At 44.5% G+C, this 17095-nt stretch carries 17 protein-coding genes and 1 tRNA gene; 8 read left to right on the top strand and 10 right to left on the bottom strand.

The features are described 5' to 3' along the window. Window positions 1-26 precede the first annotated feature (26 nt). From WS34_RS06225 to dprA, 9 genes are all read right to left on the bottom strand, one after another. Window positions 27-98, bottom strand: a tRNA-Arg gene (locus WS34_RS06225). Between the two features lie 68 nt (window positions 99-166). After that, window positions 167-634 (bottom strand): ExbD/TolR family protein, encoded by a 468-nt coding sequence (locus WS34_RS06220; RefSeq protein WP_013612991.1) that lies wholly within the window; start codon window positions 632-634, stop codon window positions 167-169. Further along, window positions 634-1206 (bottom strand): ExbD/TolR family protein, encoded by a 573-nt coding sequence (locus WS34_RS06215; RefSeq protein WP_013612992.1) that lies wholly within the window; start codon window positions 1204-1206, stop codon window positions 634-636. The genes WS34_RS06220 and WS34_RS06215 overlap by 1 nt, the downstream gene beginning before the upstream one ends. Window positions 1207-1245: 39 nt before the next feature. Continuing rightward, the gene (locus tag WS34_RS06210; protein ID WP_046403784.1) at window positions 1246-1689 is read right to left on the bottom strand and encodes a hypothetical protein; all 444 of its coding nucleotides are present in this window, start codon (window positions 1687-1689) and stop codon (window positions 1246-1248) included. Between the two features lie 3 nt (window positions 1690-1692). Beyond that, window positions 1693-2475, bottom strand: a complete 783-nt coding sequence (locus WS34_RS06205) for a MotA/TolQ/ExbB proton channel family protein (protein WP_013612994.1) — start codon at window positions 2473-2475, stop codon at window positions 1693-1695. Between the two features lie 127 nt (window positions 2476-2602). Further along, on the bottom strand, window positions 2603-3643 hold the full coding sequence (locus WS34_RS06200; protein ID WP_118102553.1) for an asparaginase: 1041 nt from the start codon (window positions 3641-3643) through the stop codon (window positions 2603-2605). A gap of 28 nt (window positions 3644-3671) precedes the next feature. Beyond that, window positions 3672-4445, bottom strand: coding sequence for a TatD family hydrolase (locus WS34_RS06195; protein WP_046403782.1), 774 nt, complete (start codon window positions 4443-4445; stop codon window positions 3672-3674). A 142-nt stretch (window positions 4446-4587) separates the two neighbouring features. Continuing rightward, a complete protein-coding gene (gene gdhA, locus WS34_RS06190) occupies window positions 4588-5922 on the bottom strand; it encodes an NADP-specific glutamate dehydrogenase (RefSeq protein ID WP_013612997.1) in 1335 nt (444 codons plus the stop codon). Between the two features lie 208 nt (window positions 5923-6130). Then, window positions 6131-7246, bottom strand: coding sequence for a DNA-processing protein DprA (gene dprA, locus WS34_RS06185; RefSeq protein WP_046403778.1), 1116 nt, complete (start codon window positions 7244-7246; stop codon window positions 6131-6133). A 193-nt stretch (window positions 7247-7439) separates the two neighbouring features. On the opposite strand from dprA, the gene aroB reads away from it, so the two are divergent. Both aroB and WS34_RS06175 read left to right on the top strand, forming a co-directional pair. Then, window positions 7440-8471: a 3-dehydroquinate synthase gene (gene aroB, locus WS34_RS06180; protein ID WP_022160422.1), complete on the top strand. Its 1032-nt coding sequence runs from the start codon at window positions 7440-7442 to the stop codon at window positions 8469-8471. Between the two features lie 11 nt (window positions 8472-8482). Then, window positions 8483-9718, top strand: coding sequence for a 3-phosphoshikimate 1-carboxyvinyltransferase (locus WS34_RS06175; protein ID WP_013613000.1), 1236 nt, complete (start codon window positions 8483-8485; stop codon window positions 9716-9718). Here the strand turns inward: WS34_RS06175 and WS34_RS06170 are convergent. Beyond that, window positions 9715-10152, bottom strand: coding sequence for a nucleoside deaminase (locus tag WS34_RS06170; protein ID WP_013613001.1), 438 nt, complete (start codon window positions 10150-10152; stop codon window positions 9715-9717). The genes WS34_RS06175 and WS34_RS06170 overlap by 4 nt on opposite strands. Window positions 10153-10394: 242 nt before the next feature. Between WS34_RS06170 and WS34_RS06165 the strand changes: the two genes are divergently transcribed. The 6 genes from WS34_RS06165 to WS34_RS06140 all read left to right on the top strand — a co-directional run. Next, entirely contained in the window at window positions 10395-11654 is a 1260-nt protein-coding gene (locus tag WS34_RS06165; protein WP_013613002.1) for a phosphoglycerate kinase, read from the top strand. A gap of 119 nt (window positions 11655-11773) precedes the next feature. Beyond that, the gene (locus WS34_RS06160) at window positions 11774-12874 is read left to right on the top strand and encodes an alanine racemase (protein ID WP_013613003.1); all 1101 of its coding nucleotides are present in this window, start codon (window positions 11774-11776) and stop codon (window positions 12872-12874) included. Window positions 12875-12880: 6 nt separating this feature from the next. Continuing rightward, entirely contained in the window at window positions 12881-13462 is a 582-nt protein-coding gene (locus WS34_RS06155; RefSeq protein ID WP_022160423.1) for a Crp/Fnr family transcriptional regulator, read from the top strand. A gap of 100 nt (window positions 13463-13562) precedes the next feature. Beyond that, complete coding sequence (locus WS34_RS06150; RefSeq protein WP_286693655.1) at window positions 13563-15899, top strand: beta-glucosidase; 2337 nt, start codon at window positions 13563-13565, stop codon at window positions 15897-15899. 65 nt (window positions 15900-15964) lie between these two features. Then, complete coding sequence (locus WS34_RS06145; RefSeq protein ID WP_147350605.1) at window positions 15965-16552, top strand: RNA polymerase sigma-70 factor; 588 nt, start codon at window positions 15965-15967, stop codon at window positions 16550-16552. A gap of 66 nt (window positions 16553-16618) precedes the next feature. Continuing rightward, window positions 16619-17095: hypothetical protein (locus WS34_RS06140; RefSeq protein WP_046403774.1), on the top strand; the 477-nt coding region annotated here is incomplete at its 3' end.

Below are 17095 nucleotides of genomic sequence, written 5' to 3'. Positions count from 1 at the left end.
TTTCATTTATTTAGCGTTTTGCTCTGTGATCCCGTGGGGACTCGAACCCCAATCAAAGGAACCGGAATCCTTCATTCTATCCATTGAACTACGGAACCAAATGCGTTGCAAAGATAATAAAAAAAAGAAAAGGGGAACCATGTCCCCCTTTATTTTTTAGAATTAATTAATGGGGTTTTTTCGTACTACCGTAATTAATTCTCAATGAATTTGCTTTACGTAATTCCTGTTTGATATCGGTAACGACACCCATCGTTACATTTTTATCTACTTTCAGGTTATTGGTAATGCTATTTCTGTCTTCCTCTTTACGACTTTCACGTTCTGAAACCACAAAAGCTCCCAGTTCCTCTAAAGTTGCGAAACGATCGTTCAACTGGATTCGGGGTTCGGTTCCGTAAGCACCTTGATATTGAGGAGTTGGTTTACCTACATAAATATTACTTACGAGTGATTTCTTTTCCAGTTTTACGGTTTCTGTAGCCTGAGGCATCGCATTGGCAACCATTAGGGAAACTTCACGCATCGTGGTACTCACCATGAAGAAGAACAGCAACATAAACACGATGTCAGGTAAAGATGCCGTTGAAATTGCGGGCGTCTCTCTTTTACCGTCTTTTTTAAATTTTGCCATTATTTTTTCCCTCCTATGTTTTTAGGTTCTGCTTCAGAAATCTGCATCGGAACAACTTTTCTGACTGCTTCTTTTTGGTCTTCATTCAGTTCATCAAAGTTTTTACCCCATTTCTCGTTGGCTTTTCTGTTTCTCAATTCATTATAAGCGGATGTCAACTGATCTTGTACGGCGATGTACATTTCATATGACGTTCCTTTATCACTCTGAAGAGAAACAATACCCTTCGAAACTTCCACGGGACCGAAAAGATCGATCGTTTTAATTTCTTTTTGGGGTAAGTCTTCGCTATTATTCGGATTTAGAACAAATTCGATTGTCCTGTCTTTCAGGGTAGAAACATCTGCCAATTCTCCGTTGATCGCCAGCTGATTGTTCCGGTTTACCAAAACCTGCAAAATATTCCGTTTTGCATATTTCGGGGCTTCGGTATTATCCGGCTGATAGGGCGGAAGTCTTCTGTATATACCGGAATCCACATTCATCGTCGTCGTTGCCAGGAAGAATACAAGCAACAAGAATGCGATATCGGCAGTCGAAGTGGCATTAATTTCTGGTGTTTTCTTTGCCATATTCCTTAGTTTTATCTCTATTCCCCGAAGGGAATAGTATTATTTCATTCTTCTGTAAATTTCCGTTCCTAAGATAGCTAAAATAGCTGCTGCAAAAAGGAAATACATCGTATACAAAATCGTATCTGAGAAGATCAGCATGGATGGTACGTTATCAGGCCCCGTATAACCGACCAGTTTCATCGGGGTACCATCAGCCAGTGCATACCCGATCAGGATGACTACGACTACTCCGGCTAATCCGATAAAGCTTTTCATCGCTTGTTTCGGGCGGGTAAACAGACGAATCACCGGGAAGATAATAGCTGCAATGATTGCAATACCACACAGGATATATGCCCAATTCAATAATGTCGATGTATATACAGGAGTAGTGTACGGCTGATTCGGTACTTCACCTCCGAACATAAACAGCCCTAACAATACTACTGTAATGACGAACATTACGATTGTTACAAGGTTGAGTATTTTTTTACTATCCATGGTTTATTTGTTTTTTTGCTCGTATTTAACCAAAATGTCTAACATGCTTACAGAAGCATCTTCCATATTGTTTACGATACCTTCTACTTTCGATACACAATAGTTATAGAATACCTGCAGGATCATAGCTACGATCAAACCGCCTACGGTCGTAATCAATGCCACTTTAATACCTCCTGCTACCAGTGCCGGGCTCATATCACCTGCTGCCTGAATCTGGTCGAAGGCCTCGATCATACCGATTACAGTTCCCAAGAACCCCAACATAGGAGCCAATGCGATGAACAATCCGATCCAGGTCAATCCTTTTTCCATCAATCCCATCTGTACCGATCCGTAAGAAACAACTGATTTCTCAACCATGTCGATTCCCTGATCGTAACGGGAAAGTCCCTGATAGAAAATACTTGCTACAGGTCCGCGGGTATTGCGGCAATATTCTTTTGCTGCTTCAATACCACCGTTGTTCAGCGCGTCTTCAAAACCAGCGATGAATTTTTTGGTGTTCGTATCGGAAAGGTTTAAATAAATAACCCTTTCAATTGCGATGGCCAAACCGAAAATCAAACACAATACAACACAAGCCATAAATCCGGCACCACCTTCGATGAATTTCTGTTTGATCGCTGCATGCATTGAAGTGCTTTCAATTTGTTCGTCATCGATAGAAACTGTTGTTTGCTCGGTTTGAGCTGCTGGTGCTGCTTCGTCTTCCTGAGCCATTAGTTTTGATGCTCCAATAGTAAGCATTCCTAAAACTGCTATTAGTGCAAATAATTTTCTCATGATCTCTTTAACTGATTTTTAGTTTATAAATAATTAAAATTTAACTCTCAAACTTCAGGCGTACCCTTGCAAACCTTTGTATTCCCACAGGACGCACCAAAAGACGCGGCAAGGTACAAAAAAAATGTTAAAACCCAATATGATTCATGGTTATTTCTCCTTTTATTGATGAATTTAAGTATTTTTTTATTTCGTTAGCGTCACGGTATTTCTCCAGCAGATACATCATTTTGCAGACAGCAGCTTCCATCGTAATGTCATATCCACTTGAAACCCCGTAGTTTAATAACTCTCTGCTGGTCTCATAACGGCCCATTTCTACCGTTCCTCCCTGGCATTGGGTGACGTTGTATATGATGATGCCTTTTTGGGAGGCTTCTTTAATTTTTTCTAAAAAACAACGGTCGGTCGGAGCATTCCCCGAACCATAAGTCTCCAAAATCAGTCCTCTTAGACCGGGAGTTTGAATAACGGCATCTATTAATTCTGGACGAATGCCTGGAAATAATTGCAATATGGCGATATTGGTATTCATTTCCGTAAATGCACCAATCGGCTCTGTCCGGGGAGTATAATCGATGGCTCCGTAATTATAGTGAATATGAATACCGATTTCTGCTAAAGGCGGATAGTTGAACGATTGGAAAGCATCGAAACTCTCTGCATTGATTTTGGTGGTTCGGTTACCCCGGAAGAGTTTGGCTCCGAATAAAATACAGACTTCAGGTACAACTGCCTTGCCTTCGATGGTCGCCGCTGCAATTTCTAAGGCTGCAATCAGATTTTCCCGGCCATCGGTACGTATGGTGCCGATCGGAAGCTGTGAACCTGTGAAAACAACCGGTTTGGTCAGGTTGTTCAGCATGAAGCTCAGGGCTGCGGCCGAATAAGCCATCGTATCTGTCCCGTGCAGAATGACGAATCCGGAGTACTGATCGTATTTGTCCAGAATGATTTGGCACAGGTCGGCCCAAAGTGCCGGTTTCAAATCGGACGAATCGATGATCTCCGGTAAAGTATAACTGTTGATAGAAAAACCGAATTCTCTGATCTCAGGAACTGCTTTCGCTATCTGCTCGAAATCGAAAGGACACAATGCCCCTGTCGCCGGATCGTTGACCATTCCGATGGTTCCGCCTGTATATATTATCAATACCGATTTTGTCATTGTCATATCAAAGTTTATCGATGACCCCTCACACGTTTTCGCACTGCAAATTAAACAAATTCAAAGCATTTTGTGTCGTTATTTCTTCAATTTTTTTTGTCCCGAGACCCGTTAATTCTGCAATTTTTTGAGCTATTAACGGAATATAACTACTTTCATTTCTTTTTCCCCGGAAAGGGACTGGAGTCAGGTAAGGAGAATCGGTCTCCAGCACGATGTTTGCCGGGCCGATTTCGCGTAGGGTATCTGCCATCTGACTCTTTTTGAAGGTAACGACTCCTCCGATTCCTAATAAATACCCCATGTCGATTGCTTGCCGGGCTTCTGCTGCATTACCCGGAAAACAATGCAGAATGCCACGGGTATAAGGATGTTTTTTCAGCACTTCGAAAATCACCTCCAGAGAGTCACGGGAATGAATGATTACCGGCAAACCGGTTTCTTTTGCTATTCCAAGCTGATGTTCGAATGCTTTGATTTGTTCCCGGTAATAACTTTTATCCCAATATAAGTCTATACCACATTCTCCGATGCCGTAAAAGGTATGGTTACCCAAAGCTTTTTCTACCTGGGCCAGTTCTGTTTTATAGTTCTCGTACACAGAAGTGGGATGTAGCCCTGCCAAAGGAAATAACATCTCCGGGTGTCGGGCTGCCAGATCGAGCATCCGGTTGCGCGATTCACTATCGATGTCCGGAAGAACGATGTAATTCACTCCCGCCTCTCTGGCACGTTGTACGACAGCTTCCCGGTCTTCTCTGAATTCCTCTTCGTAGATATGTGAATGAGTGTCGATGTACATAAATTTGAAGCTAAAAATGATTAGCTGAAAACTGAATGATTTTGCGGAAACGAAGATAATAAAAAAAGCGCACACCCTCGAAGTGTACGCTTTAATTTTCAGGTAATCGTTTTTTCAGCTTTTAACTTTTACCTTTAACTTTCTATACGTGTCCCTGAGCACACATTGCTTCAGCTACTTTTATAAAGCCGCCGATGTTAGCACCTTTCACGTAGTCGATCTTGTCTCCCTCCTTACCGAATTTAACACAAGTATCGTGGATATCTTTCATGATCTGAGACAGTTTCTGGTCAACTTCTTCAGCTGTCCAGCTATATCTCATTGAGTTCTGGCTCATTTCCAGACCTGATACGGCAACACCACCTGCGTTAGCTGCTTTACCCGGAGCGAAAGTGATATGAGAATTCAAATATTTAACAGCTTCAGCTGTACAACCCATATTGGAAGTTTCTACAACCATCTGGCAACCGTTAGCAACCAATTGTTTTGCATCTTCTTCGTTCAATTCGTTCTGAATAGCACACGGGAAAGCGATATCACATTTTACTTCCCATGGTTTTTTCTTAGCGAAGAATTTAGCTCCGAATTTAGCTGCATACGGTTCTACAACGTCGTTGTTGCTTGCACGTAATTCCAGCATATAGTCGACACCTTCCTGAGTCAGACCTTTTTCGTCATAGATATATCCGTCCGGTCCGGAGATGGTTACCAATTTGGCACCCAATTGAACGAGTTTCTGTGCAGCACCCCAGGCAACGTTACCGAATCCCGAGATAGCGACAGTTTTACCCTTGATGTCCTGGCCTTTTTCTTTCAGCATGTGCTGAGCGAAATATACCGTACCGTAACCGGTAGCTTCCGGACGTACACGTGATCCACCGAATTCTCTTGGTTTACCGGTCAGTACACCTACGAATTCGTTCCGGATTCTCTTATATTGTCCGAACAGATAACCGATTTCACGGGCTCCTACACCGATATCACCGGCAGGAACGTCTGTGTCGGCGCCGATATATTTGCAAAGTTCAGTCATAAAGCTCTGGCAAAAACGCATTACTTCATTGTCTGATTTTCCTTTCGGGTTGAAGTCCGAACCTCCTTTACCACCACCCATAGGCAGCGTAGTCAGAGAGTTTTTGAAAGTCTGCTCGAAACCTAAGAATTTCAATCCGCCCAAAGTTACCGACGGGTGGAAACGTAAACCTCCTTTGTACGGTCCGATAGCACTATTGAATTGAACGCGGTAGCCGCGGTTGATTTGTACTTCACCTTTGTCGTCGATCCATGGAACACGGAACATGATTACTCTTTCAGGTTCTACCATTTTTTCGAGGATCTTATTGGCCTTGTATTTCGGGTTTGCCTGATAGGTATCCCATACAGTTTCAATAACTTCTTCTACAGCCTGGTGGAACTCTGCTTCACCTACTGTTTTTGCCTTTAAGGCTTCCATGAATTCTTTAATTTCTGGTCTCATGTGTATAATTTTTAGTATGAGTTAATTCAAACGTTTTCGGATGTCAAAATTATCTAATTATTTACGATATCAAAACTTTTTGCAGTTAATTTTTTATTAACAAACCTTGATTTTGCTTTCGGATTGATAGTTGGAGATATATCCCTGCTGATAATCTGTTACTAAAACTGAAATTAGTACTTCGGCGGGCCCTCTCGGAGTGATAAAATTACCGGAGAGAATACTTTTTGCCTGCCAGACCGATTATTTTCCCTTCCAGTTCGAGTTGCAATAGGATAGCCGCTAGTTCACTACTTGGACGCTGGGTCAACTGGCATAATTCATCGATATGCAGGGCTCCATTTTCACTTAAGAGCTGAATGAGTGTATTCCCTTGTTCGTCGTCGCTGAAATTCGGTAAGATCGTTTGTTGTAGTGTCGTTTTTTTTATCGGGTAACCTAAGAGGTGGGCCACGTCGGTGGCATTTTCGGTTAATGCGGCAATGTTTTCTTTAATCAGAAAATTGCAGCCTGCCGAATATTTATCTTCCGGACGTCCAGGGAAAGCCATGACTTCCCGGTCGTATGACATGGCCAGGCGCGCTGTGGCCATAGCTCCTCCCTTTATGGCCGATTCGGCTACCAGGGTTGCATGACAGAGACCCGCAATAATCCGGTTGCGGCGTAAGAAATTGCTCGGATGTATATTCGCCGTGCAAGGAAATTCGCTGATCCAGGCCCCGCCGGTCTCCAGAATCTGATGTGCCATGCTTTTATGGGTCGCCGGATAAATCATGTGTAATCCATGTCCCAATACGGCTAAAGTCGTCAAGCCGAACTTCAGGGAAGCCCGGTGGGCCGAGGCGTCGATGCCATAAGCCAATCCGCTGACCAGGACAGGACGACAACCCAGATTCACCAGGTCTTCGACCAATGCCGTCACTCTGGCTTCACACCGGGACGATGCATGTCTTGTCCCTACGATGGCCAGATATTTATTTGCCGGAGAGGACTTTAACTTCCCTTTATAAAAAAAGACCAGGGGAGCATCGGCACATTGCCGGAGCAATTCCGGATAACACCCGTCTTCGATTGTGCAGATTTGTATCTCGTGTTTGTCCAACTGTTCTATCTCCGCTTCTGAATTTTGTATAGCCGTTTTCCGGTTAAAAGTGTCCGTGGGTATATTCAACTCCCGATAGAGCTGATTCAGCGCTTGGTCGCTTTCGAGAAAAAAACCTTCCAGACCTCCGCATCTTTCGATCAACGGGAGGTATATGCAGCTATTCAGCTTGGGTAATAAACTGATCGCAATGCGGGCTTTCACAGAGCTATTTCGATTCATGGCTAAAGAAGATTTAAATGGATCCGTATTTAACAAAGTTATGAAATATTATTGAATTATACTTCTTAAAAACAAGATATTATTCCGTAGCTTCGATGGGCAGAGAAGCTGATTTCTTTACTTTTGCCGTTTTCTCCGATTAATATTGGAGTTTTGCTTTTTCCTTTTTATTTTTGGCAAAATTTGCAGGTATATGAACAATATAATTTTTACCCGTGATATCCGGGCGGATTTACAATTGAAGCTGGCGGACTTCGGTATTGCAGATATTTTCGTACTGGTCGATAATAATTCCCGTAATTTTTGTCAGAGAAGTTTCGAGGATTTCGGTATTCCTGAAGAACATATTATTACAATTCCTGAAGGTGAACATCACAAATCTTTAGAGAGTGTGGCTGAGATTTGGCAGGTATTGTCCGATCAGGGGGCCCGGCGAAATGCTGTTTTGGTGAATGTGGGAGGAGGAGTGATTACCGATCTCGGTGGGTTTGCTGCTTCTTGCTTCAAACGGGGAATACATTGTGTGAATATACCGACGACACTTCTGGCTCAGATCGATGCGTCGGTGGGAGGAAAGACCGGCTTTGATTTCAATGGATTGAAAAACGAAATCGGTAGTTTCGCTATCCCCGATTGGGTACTTATCGATAATCATTTTTTAGCTACTTTGCCCGAACGGCAGATTATGTCAGGATTTGCCGAAATGCTGAAACACGCTTTATTAGCCGATGAAGAACATTTGGCTGAAGCGATGCAGGTAGATTTTGCCGGAGTGGCGGAAGAAGATTTTTTGAAGCTGATACGTAAATCCGTTGCGGTGAAAGCGGCTATTGTACAAAGTGATCCCCGGGAAAAAGGATTGCGCAAAGCATTGAATTTCGGACATACGGTGGGGCATGCTATCGAAAGTGTCGCTATCCGCCGTGGACTCGATATTTTCCATGGAGATGCTGTTGCGTACGGCATGATTGCCGAATTGTTCCTCTCCGTGCAAAAACTTGGTTTCGATGAAAAACATTTCGAGGCGGTAAGGAAGTTTATCCGCGAAAAATACCCGGTCTACCATCCTGTAGCCGAAGCGGACGAATTATATGAGCTGATGCTGCACGATAAGAAAAACGAACAGGCAGGGGTTAATTTTACACTCATACATAAACCCGGCGAATTTGACATCGATAATTATTGTAGCCGGGATGAAATTTTCGAAGCCCTTAAACAAATTTAATGGGAAGGGGAATGGATATAACTTTGGATTTCAAGTCGAAACGGGTACAAGGTACGGTTACTTTGCCTGCCTCGAAAAGTATTTCCAATCGGGTGCTCATCGTCAATGCCTTGGCCGATAGTGAACTACCGATAGAAAATCTCGCCGATTGTGACGATACGCAAAGTATGGTGCGGATACTGTGTAGTGAAAATAGCTATTTTGATGTGGGGCATGCCGGGACAGCGATGCGTTTTCTGACGGCTTATCTTTCAAGGATTATCGGGAAGTGGGTACTGACGGGATCCGAGCGGATGAAACAAAGACCCATTCGGGTGTTGGTAGAAGCTTTGAACCGATTGGGAGCACGGATCGGGTATCTTGAAAACGAAGGTTTTCCGCCATTGGAGATTTACGGTTCCCGCTTGGTGGGTGGAAGTATAGATATTCCGGCTTCTGTCAGTAGCCAGTATATCTCTGCTTTATTGATGATCGCTCCTTATATGGAAAAAGGATTGGAAATCCGGCTTACCGGCAAGGTAGTTTCGAGTTCCTATATCGATATGACTTTGCAGATCATGCGGGAGTTTGGAGCCGAAGTCGGTCGGGAGGATACTGTGATCGGAGTGAAGCCGGGAGAATACCGGTCTGTTCCTTACCGGGTAGAATCGGATTGGAGTGCTGCTTCTTATTTTTATGAATTGCTGGCTATCGCCGGAGAAGGAGAGATTATCCTGACCGGCTTGAAAGAAAAAAGCATGCAGGGAGATTCCCGTCAGACTGTTGTGTGGAGGAAATTAGGGGTTCGAACCTGCTATGAGGGAGATTTAGTGAGATTATCGGCCGCAAAGCCTGAAATCGATCGGTTGGATTATGATTTTGTGGAAATGCCCGATCTCGTCCAATCGTTTGCTGTGGCTTGTTGTATGCGGCGTATTCCATTTCTGTTCCGGGGAGTGGAGACCTTGCGGATTAAAGAAACCGATCGGATCCAGGCGCTGATAGAGGAATTGGGCAAATTGGGTTATCTGTTGAAAGCTGAAGGAGATGGAGCCTTGATTTGGGAAGGGGAACGGACCGGGGGGCAGCCATGTCCCCGGATTGCGACTTATCACGATCATCGCATGGCCATGGCATTTGCTCCTGCAGCCCTGAAACATCCGGGATTAGTTATTGTGGATAAAGAAGTCGTTTCCAAATCTTTTCCCCGTTATTGGGAAGCACTGGCCGGATGTTTTGGGACGAAATCCGGATATTCGGACTCTTAAGATCTTTTAGCTTTGAAAAATTGTTTCACTATTTCACTGCATTCCCCGGTTAAAATGCCTGAGGTGATTCGGGTTTTCGGATGCAATACGGGAGGGGTCAGACGCGAGTATCCCCGATGAGGGTCGGGGGCTCCGGTCACTAATTCGCCGAGTTGTGCCCATGATAATGCACCGGCACACATGGTGCAAGGTTCCATCGTTACGTACAGCGTGCATTCATTCAGGTATTTACCTCCCAGATAAGAGGTTGCCATCGTGATGGCGAGCATTTCTGCATGAGCGGTGACGTCATTCAGTTTTTCGGTTTCATTATGGGCCCGGGCGATAATTTTTCCTTTACATACGACGACGGCTCCTACAGGGATTTCTCCCTCCTCTGCGGCTTGTCGGGCTTCCTGCAGGGCTTTATGCATATAATATTCATGTGTCGTCATCGGCTACGTCGGATCTGTTCGGTCGGAAAAATTTACCATTCAGCAACTTTTACCCGGCAAAGTTAAGGATTTTTCCCGGATCACCGCCCGGAAAGCCGGTCTTTTATATCAATCGTTTGAGTATGATATTGAGTGGATTGTAATCAAAATATTTGGGTAGCAGATAAATTATTCCTAATTTTATCATCCCGAAACAATGGGACATATGAATTGCTAGTTCATTAATCATTAATAATAATTTTATGCAGACGATTGACACTTACAATTTTCAAGGGAAAAAAGCATTGATCCGTGTGGATTTCAATGTACCCTTAAATGATAAATTCGAGATCACCGACGACACCCGTATGCGGGCGGCTATTCCTACGATCAGGAAGGTGCTTGCCGGCGGCGGTGCTGTTATTCTGATGTCTCATCTGGGACGTCCGAAAGGGGTTGACAGTAAATATTCGCTGAAACATATTCAGAAACATTTAGAAGAATTACTGGGACAACCGGTCAGATTTGCGGATGATTGCATAGGTGAAAGTGCCAAAAAACAAGCTGCTGAATTGAAACCGGGAGAAGTATTACTGCTCGAAAATCTGCGTTATTATGCAGAAGAAGAAGGTAAACCCCGTGGTTTGGCTGACGATGCCTCCGATGAAGAAAAAAAAGCTGCAAAGGCAGCGGTCAAAGAATCTCAGAAGAAATTTGTCGCCGACCTGGCTTCTTTAGGTGATGTTTGGATCAACGATGCATTCGGTACCGCCCACCGGGCTCATGCTTCTACCGCTTTGATCGCAAAATATTTCCCCAACGATAAATTATTCGGTTATGTGATGGAAGGTGAACTGAAGGCGGTCGACAGTGTGATGAAAGATCCGAAACGTCCTTTTACCGCTATCATGGGGGGATCTAAAGTTTCTTCTAAAATCGACATCATCATGAACCTGATGGATAAGGTGGACAACCTGATCCTGGGTGGAGGGATGACCTATACCTTCAAGGCTGCTTTGGGGGGACATGTCGGAAGTTCTATTTGTGAAGCCGATAAGCTCGATCTGGCGCTCGATATCATGCGTATTGCCAAAGAAAAAGGGGTTAATCTGGTATTGTCCGATCAGGCTGTCATCGCCGATGGTTTCAGCAATGATGCGAATACCAAATTGGCTGATCCCATGAATATTCCGGATGGCTGGGAAGGATTGGATATCGGTCCGGAGACTCGCGAACGTTTTGCTAAAGTAATCGAAGAATCCAAAACGATTCTTTGGAACGGTCCGGTCGGGGTATTCGAAATGCCCAAATTCGCCGAAGGTACCAGGGCTATTGCCGAGGCTATTGTGAAAGCTACTGAAAAAGGTGCTTTCTCTCTGATCGGTGGTGGCGACTCTGTCGCTGCTATCAACCAGTTCGGACTGGCCGACAAGGTCAGCTACGTATCTACCGGTGGAGGTGCCCTTCTCGAATACATCGAAGGAAAAGAATTACCCGGAATCACTGCTATCCGCGGAGAATAATCGTGATTTCGATAAAATAAATGAGCGTCCGTTGAAGTGCGGACGCTTTTTTTTATGTCATTAAGGTCGGATTTTTCAATTATATATTTTTACTTTTGTAGGAGTAAAACTAGTTTGTTATGAGCACGATGATTCAGGTAACAGAGCCGACGATGGTCCTCAATGAGGAAGTGTGTAAAAGTAATATTGCCCGGATGGCGGCCAAAGCGAAAGCAGCCAATGTGGTATTCCGGCCACATTTTAAAACTCATCAGTCCCGGGAAATCGGTGAGTGGTTCAGAGCGAGCGGAGTGGATAAGATTACCGTTTCTTCATTGAACATGGCTATGAAATTCGCCGAATGGGGATGGAACGATATTACGGTCGCTTTTCCGGTAAATTGTCTGGAACACGAGAAAATCAACGCTTTAGCAGCTAAGATTCGTTTGAATTTGTTATTGGTCCATTCCGAAGGAGCCCGGCAATTGTCCGAATGCCTGAAATATCCGGTAGGCGTATATCTGGGAGTAGATACCGGATACCATCGGGATGGGGTAGACGCCGGTAACTATGAAAAAATCGAACGGATCATGAATATTGTTGCTCCCGATGTGAATATCAAATTCGAGGGTTTCCTTACCCATGCCGGACATACGTATAACGCCCGTTCTAAAGAAGAAATTTTGCAGATTCATAAAGACAATCTGCGCATGCTTAAAAATATCAAAGAAAGATATATTGATCGCTATCCTCAGCTCAAGATTTCTTTAGGGGATACGCCTTCCTGTTCATTGGCCGATCGTTTTGGTGTGGCCGATGAAATTCGCCCCGGAAACTTTGTTTTTTATGATGTAACACAATTGAAAATCGGTTCCTGCGACTGGTATAATATCGCTTTGGCAGTGAAATGCCCGGTGGTGGATATCAACCGGCACCGGAATGAGGCGGTGATTTATGGGGGGGGAGTACATTTTTCTAAGGATAGGATCGATCGTCCCGGTAATCGTCCGCTTTATGGGATGGTTGCTGAAAACCATAACGATTATTGGGGAAATATTATTTCGGGTGTGGAATTGGTGTCCTTGTCCCAGGAACATGGCGTAATGCATTGTACGGACGATTTTCTCGATCGGCTTCATGTCGGGGATGTTGTCACCGTATTGCCTGTGCATTCCTGTATGACGGCCGATCTGATGAAAATTTACCACATGAACGACGGGAAAACTGCCGCCCATATTTAAAGCATCATGGAGGATAAAATTAAAGTTGCCGGTGAAATAGCAGCTCATACTTATCCTTTGAGTGAAAAAAGCCTTTGCCGTTTGGCTGCTATCTTAGAACCACGGAAATTATTGAAGAATGAATTATTTCTGAAAGAAGGCGATGTCGCACGTTCGATGGGAGTCGTCGAACAAGGGATGGTGAGGCAGTTTTACCGGAAAAAAAATCTGGAGATTACGGAGCATTTTACATACGAAGGCCATCTTTTCGTATGTCTGGAAAGTTTTATTCGTCAGATCCCGGGACAATTTTATGTTGAGGCACTCGAGCCTACTCTGATCTATGAAATACCTTACGGGCCTTTTCATGAACTCATGCAACAGGATCCCGAAATTTTGCGGGTATATTGTACCATCCTCGAAAGTTCGTTAATCATTTCCCAACATAAAGCGGATGCCCGCAACCGGCATTCTGCTTTCGAACGTTATCGGCGTCTGGAGTTCGAACACCCTCAGATCGTCCGGAGGGCTCCTCAGATTCATGTGGCTTCTTTTTTGGGGATGAGTCCTGAAACCTTAAGCCGGATACGGGCTGGTAAGATTTCTTGATACAGATCAAGAAATGTCCTGCCGGAAAGTATTTCAATATCGAAAACGTTGTAAATCGGATCGAAATACAGAATTTTGCACTGTTTTTAAATCTTGTGCTATGATAAAATACTGTATTTTTTCTATTTTTTGTTTTCTTCCCTTTTTGATTTGGGCGGATGAGTTACCCCAACTGGGTAAGGCTCCTTTGGAAAAAGTGATTCAGGCCATGACGGTCGACGAAAAGGTCCGGTTGTTGACCGGAACGGGTGAGGTGGCCGAAGATATTTTGGTTGCCGTGGGCGAAACCGATAAAATTGTGCCCGGTGCTGCCGGTACCACCTATCCCATTCTCCGGCTGGGTATTCCGGCGATGGTAATGGCCGACGGTCCTGCCGGACTTCGGATTTCTGCCCGGCGTGATAGTTGTCCGCGAACATTTTATTGTACTGCTTTCCCTGTAGCTACTTTGCTGGCTTCGACCTGGAATACGGATTTGGTACAACAGGTCGGGCAGGCCATGGGTAACGAAGTGCTCGAATATGGTTGTGATATTTTATTGGCACCTGCTCTTAATATCCACCGGAATCCTCTGTGTGGCCGGAATTTCGAGTATTATTCCGAAGATCCTTTCCTGACAGGTAAAATCGCAGTAGCTATGGTAAAAGGTATTCAACAAAACGGCGTAGGCACGTCTGTGAAACATTTTGCCGTCAATAATCAGGAGACGAACCGGATTGCTAATGATGTGATTCTCTCTCCCCGTGCGATGAGGGAGATTTATCTCAAAGGCTTTGAAATGGTGGTGAAGGAAGCGAATCCCTGGACGGTAATGTCGTCGTATAATAAGATCAACGGCGTTTATACCTCCGAGAGTTATGATTTACTGACGACGATTTTGCGTAAAGAGTGGGGATATCAGGGGATGGTGGTCACCGACTGGTTCGGTGGACGCGATGCCGTCGGGCAGGTCCAGGCTGGAAACGACCTGCTGATGCCCGGGAAAATTCGCCAGCAAGATAGTATCCGCCAGGCATTGAAGACAGGAAAACTATCTATGGCCGACGTCGACCGGAATGTACGCCGGGTGTTGGAGTTGATCCTGAAAACGCCCCGTTTTAAAGGATATCCCTATTCCGAACAGCCTGATCTGAAAGCACATGCTTCGGTTACCCGTGAAGCTGCTGCCGAAGGAATGATTTTGTTGAAAAATGATGGAAAAACGTTACCGTTGGCCGCTGATGTGCGTGATATTGCCGTTTTTGGAAATACTTCTTACCAGTTTATTGCCGGAGGTACCGGTAGCGGTGATGTCGAAGAAGCTTATTCTGTCTCTTTGGAAGAAGGATTGACCGGAGCCGGTTTTATCCTCGATAAGGGCTTGAAACAGCATTATTTGGATTATATCCGGGCTGAAGAGGCTAAAATCGATTGGAAGAAATACAACCACGTCACTCCTCCCCGTATCGTGGAATGTACTTTAGACGAAGGGTTGATCCGGCGAAAAGCCGAAGAAACGGATATGGCTATGATTACCATCGGCCGGAATGCCGGAGAATACAGTGACCGGAAAGTGAAAGACGATTTCGAGCTTTGTGCCGACGAACGGGAAATGCTGGAAAAGGTAACCCGAATCTTTCATCAGGAGGGTAAAAAGGTAGTCGTCATCCTGAATATCGGGGGAGTGATCGAAACGGCTTCCTGGAAAGACCGGCCCGATGCAATCCTGTTGGCTTGGCAGGGGGGACAGGAAGGTGGAAACTCGGTAGCCGATATTTTATCGGGCAAGGTGAATCCCTCCGGTAAGTTACCGATGACTTTCCCTGTCCGTTATGAAGATGCCGCTTCCTCTGAAAATTTTCCCCTAATCGGCGATGAGGAAGCTCTCGATATTTACCGGGAGTTTTATACCGGGCCTAAAGGTACCGACCGGCCGAATATCGACTTTACCCGATATGAAGAGGGGATCTATGTCGGTTACCGTTATTTCGATAAATATCGGGTAGATGTTTCCTATCCCTTCGGTTTCGGCTTGTCGTATACCGGATTTACTTATAGCAAACCTCGGTATTTGCGTACAGAACAAGGATATGAATTTTCCTGTACAGTAACCAATACCGGAAAGATACCGGGAAAAGAAGTGGTACAGTTATATATCGCCGCTCCCGGAAAAACAATGGTTAAACCACAGAAAGAACTGAAAGCCTTTGCCAAAACGAAAATATTGGCTCCCGGAGAGAGTGAGGTCGTTCGGTTGGTTGTCGGTTTGTCCGAACTGGCGTCCTTCGACGAGCAAGCTTCCTGTTGGGCAGTTGAATCCGGTCGCTATCTGGCTATTTGGGGGAGTTCTTCCCGGGATTGCCGTTTAAAACAATCTTTTACGCTTCGGCAAGCCGTGACGGGTGAAGAGGTGCATCGGGTTTTATTACCCGTACGACAACTCGAAGAGTTGTATTGAGTTCGACGGAGAAACGGGCCTGCCGTTTTTGGTTTTTCGTTTACTTTATTACCTTTGCTGTGATAATGAACGATTTGACAGGATATATTAAATCCGGACAGTTAATCAAAGAGCTGAAAGCAGGCGAAGAGTCAGCCTTTGATTTTCTGTTTCGCAGCCGGTATAAAAAATTATGTCGGTTTGCCTGGGCCTTTGTCGGCGATTATTCCGTAGCTGAAGATATCGTTCAGGAGCTTTTTTCGAATATATGGCGCAAAAAGGAAACTATCGATGAACGACAAGCTATCGATAACTATTTGTATGTTTCGGTACGGAATGCCTGTTATACTCATCTTCGTGTCAAAAAACAGAACGTAGAACTGTCTGCATTATTAAATGAAGCGATTGTTCCGGATTGGGAGTGTGACTTTGAATCTCCGGTATTACGGACAATCTGGAATGCTGTAGAAGCACTTCCGCTTCAATGTAAAGGAGTCTTCAAATTAGTGGTCCTGGAAGATATGAAATATCGGGAAGTGGCCGATTGTATGGGGATTTCGGTAAATAGTGTGAAAACCCAGATGAAAATAGCATATAAAGAATTACGGGCCAAGCTGGATCGGAATCAAATGCTCTTATTATTCTTTCTTTATAGATATCTTGATAAAAAATAAAAAAAATGTTTTTTTTCTTCACCCTGTTTTTCCTTTTTTTAGTACTATACTTAAAAAGATAAAAATATGGGTACTATTCCGGATCGGATTTTTGAATTGATCGTGCTTCAACTGGATCATGAACAGACAGCAGACGAAGAAAAAGAATTAGCGGCCTGGTTGGCAGAGAAGAAAGAACACCGGCAGTGGTGGGAGAGTTATCTTCAGATACGTGCTCAGGCTAAATTACTGGACCGGCCTTTTTCTGCCGATACGGAGAAGGCTTTGACAAAAGTGAAGGCTTCCCGGCGTTTTCTCCGGGGAAGTAAAAAAGCTATCGCTTGGGCTGCTGTCCTGGCTTTGCCTTTGTGTTTGGGATTATGGTTGCTTTTGCAGGCAATGCCTGGGGAGGAAAATCGGTTATTCAGCGAGGTAGCCCGTCCCGGAAAAGAAAAAGCTATTTTAAAAATAGCTGCTCAGCGGCCCATTCGCCTGGATGGAGAAATAGATACGCTGATTATTACAGAAAATGGTACGAAGATTAAAACAGATGCCGGTAATATG

The sequence above is a fragment of the Odoribacter sp. N15.MGS-14 genome (assembly GCF_000980245.1).
GTDB classification, from domain to species: domain Bacteria; phylum Bacteroidota; class Bacteroidia; order Bacteroidales; family Marinifilaceae; genus Odoribacter; species Odoribacter splanchnicus.
The sequence above is the reverse complement of the archived record's forward strand: the minus strand, read 5'-3'. Positions and strand labels throughout refer to the sequence as shown.

Excerpts from the sequence above, each read along its gene's own strand:
- WS34_RS06220 (WP_013612991.1), bottom strand. The coding sequence starts at position 634 with ATGGCAAAATTTAAAAAAGACGGTAAAAGAGAGACGCCCGCAATTTCA.
- WS34_RS06215 (WP_013612992.1), bottom strand. The coding sequence starts at position 1,206 with ATGGCAAAGAAAACACCAGAAATTAATGCCACTTCGACTGCCGATATC.
- WS34_RS06210 (WP_046403784.1), bottom strand. The coding sequence starts at position 1,689 with ATGGATAGTAAAAAAATACTCAACCTTGTAACAATCGTAATGTTCGTC.
- WS34_RS06205 (WP_013612994.1), bottom strand. The coding sequence starts at position 2,475 with ATGAGAAAATTATTTGCACTAATAGCAGTTTTAGGAATGCTTACTATT.
- WS34_RS06200 (WP_118102553.1), bottom strand. The coding sequence starts at position 3,643 with ATGACAAAATCGGTATTGATAATATATACAGGCGGAACCATCGGAATG.
- WS34_RS06195 (WP_046403782.1), bottom strand. The coding sequence starts at position 4,445 with ATGTACATCGACACTCATTCACATATCTACGAAGAGGAATTCAGAGAA.
- gdhA (WP_013612997.1), bottom strand. The coding sequence starts at position 5,922 with ATGAGACCAGAAATTAAAGAATTCATGGAAGCCTTAAAGGCAAAAACA.
- dprA (WP_046403778.1), bottom strand. The coding sequence starts at position 7,246 with ATGAATCGAAATAGCTCTGTGAAAGCCCGCATTGCGATCAGTTTATTA.
- aroB (WP_022160422.1), top strand. The coding sequence starts at position 7,440 with ATGAACAATATAATTTTTACCCGTGATATCCGGGCGGATTTACAATTG.
- WS34_RS06175 (WP_013613000.1), top strand. The coding sequence starts at position 8,483 with ATGGATATAACTTTGGATTTCAAGTCGAAACGGGTACAAGGTACGGTT.
- WS34_RS06170 (WP_013613001.1), bottom strand. The coding sequence starts at position 10,152 with ATGACGACACATGAATATTATATGCATAAAGCCCTGCAGGAAGCCCGA.
- WS34_RS06165 (WP_013613002.1), top strand. The coding sequence starts at position 10,395 with ATGCAGACGATTGACACTTACAATTTTCAAGGGAAAAAAGCATTGATC.
- WS34_RS06160 (WP_013613003.1), top strand. The coding sequence starts at position 11,774 with ATGAGCACGATGATTCAGGTAACAGAGCCGACGATGGTCCTCAATGAG.
- WS34_RS06155 (WP_022160423.1), top strand. The coding sequence starts at position 12,881 with ATGGAGGATAAAATTAAAGTTGCCGGTGAAATAGCAGCTCATACTTAT.
- WS34_RS06150 (WP_286693655.1), top strand. The coding sequence starts at position 13,563 with ATGATAAAATACTGTATTTTTTCTATTTTTTGTTTTCTTCCCTTTTTG.
- WS34_RS06145 (WP_147350605.1), top strand. The coding sequence starts at position 15,965 with ATGAACGATTTGACAGGATATATTAAATCCGGACAGTTAATCAAAGAG.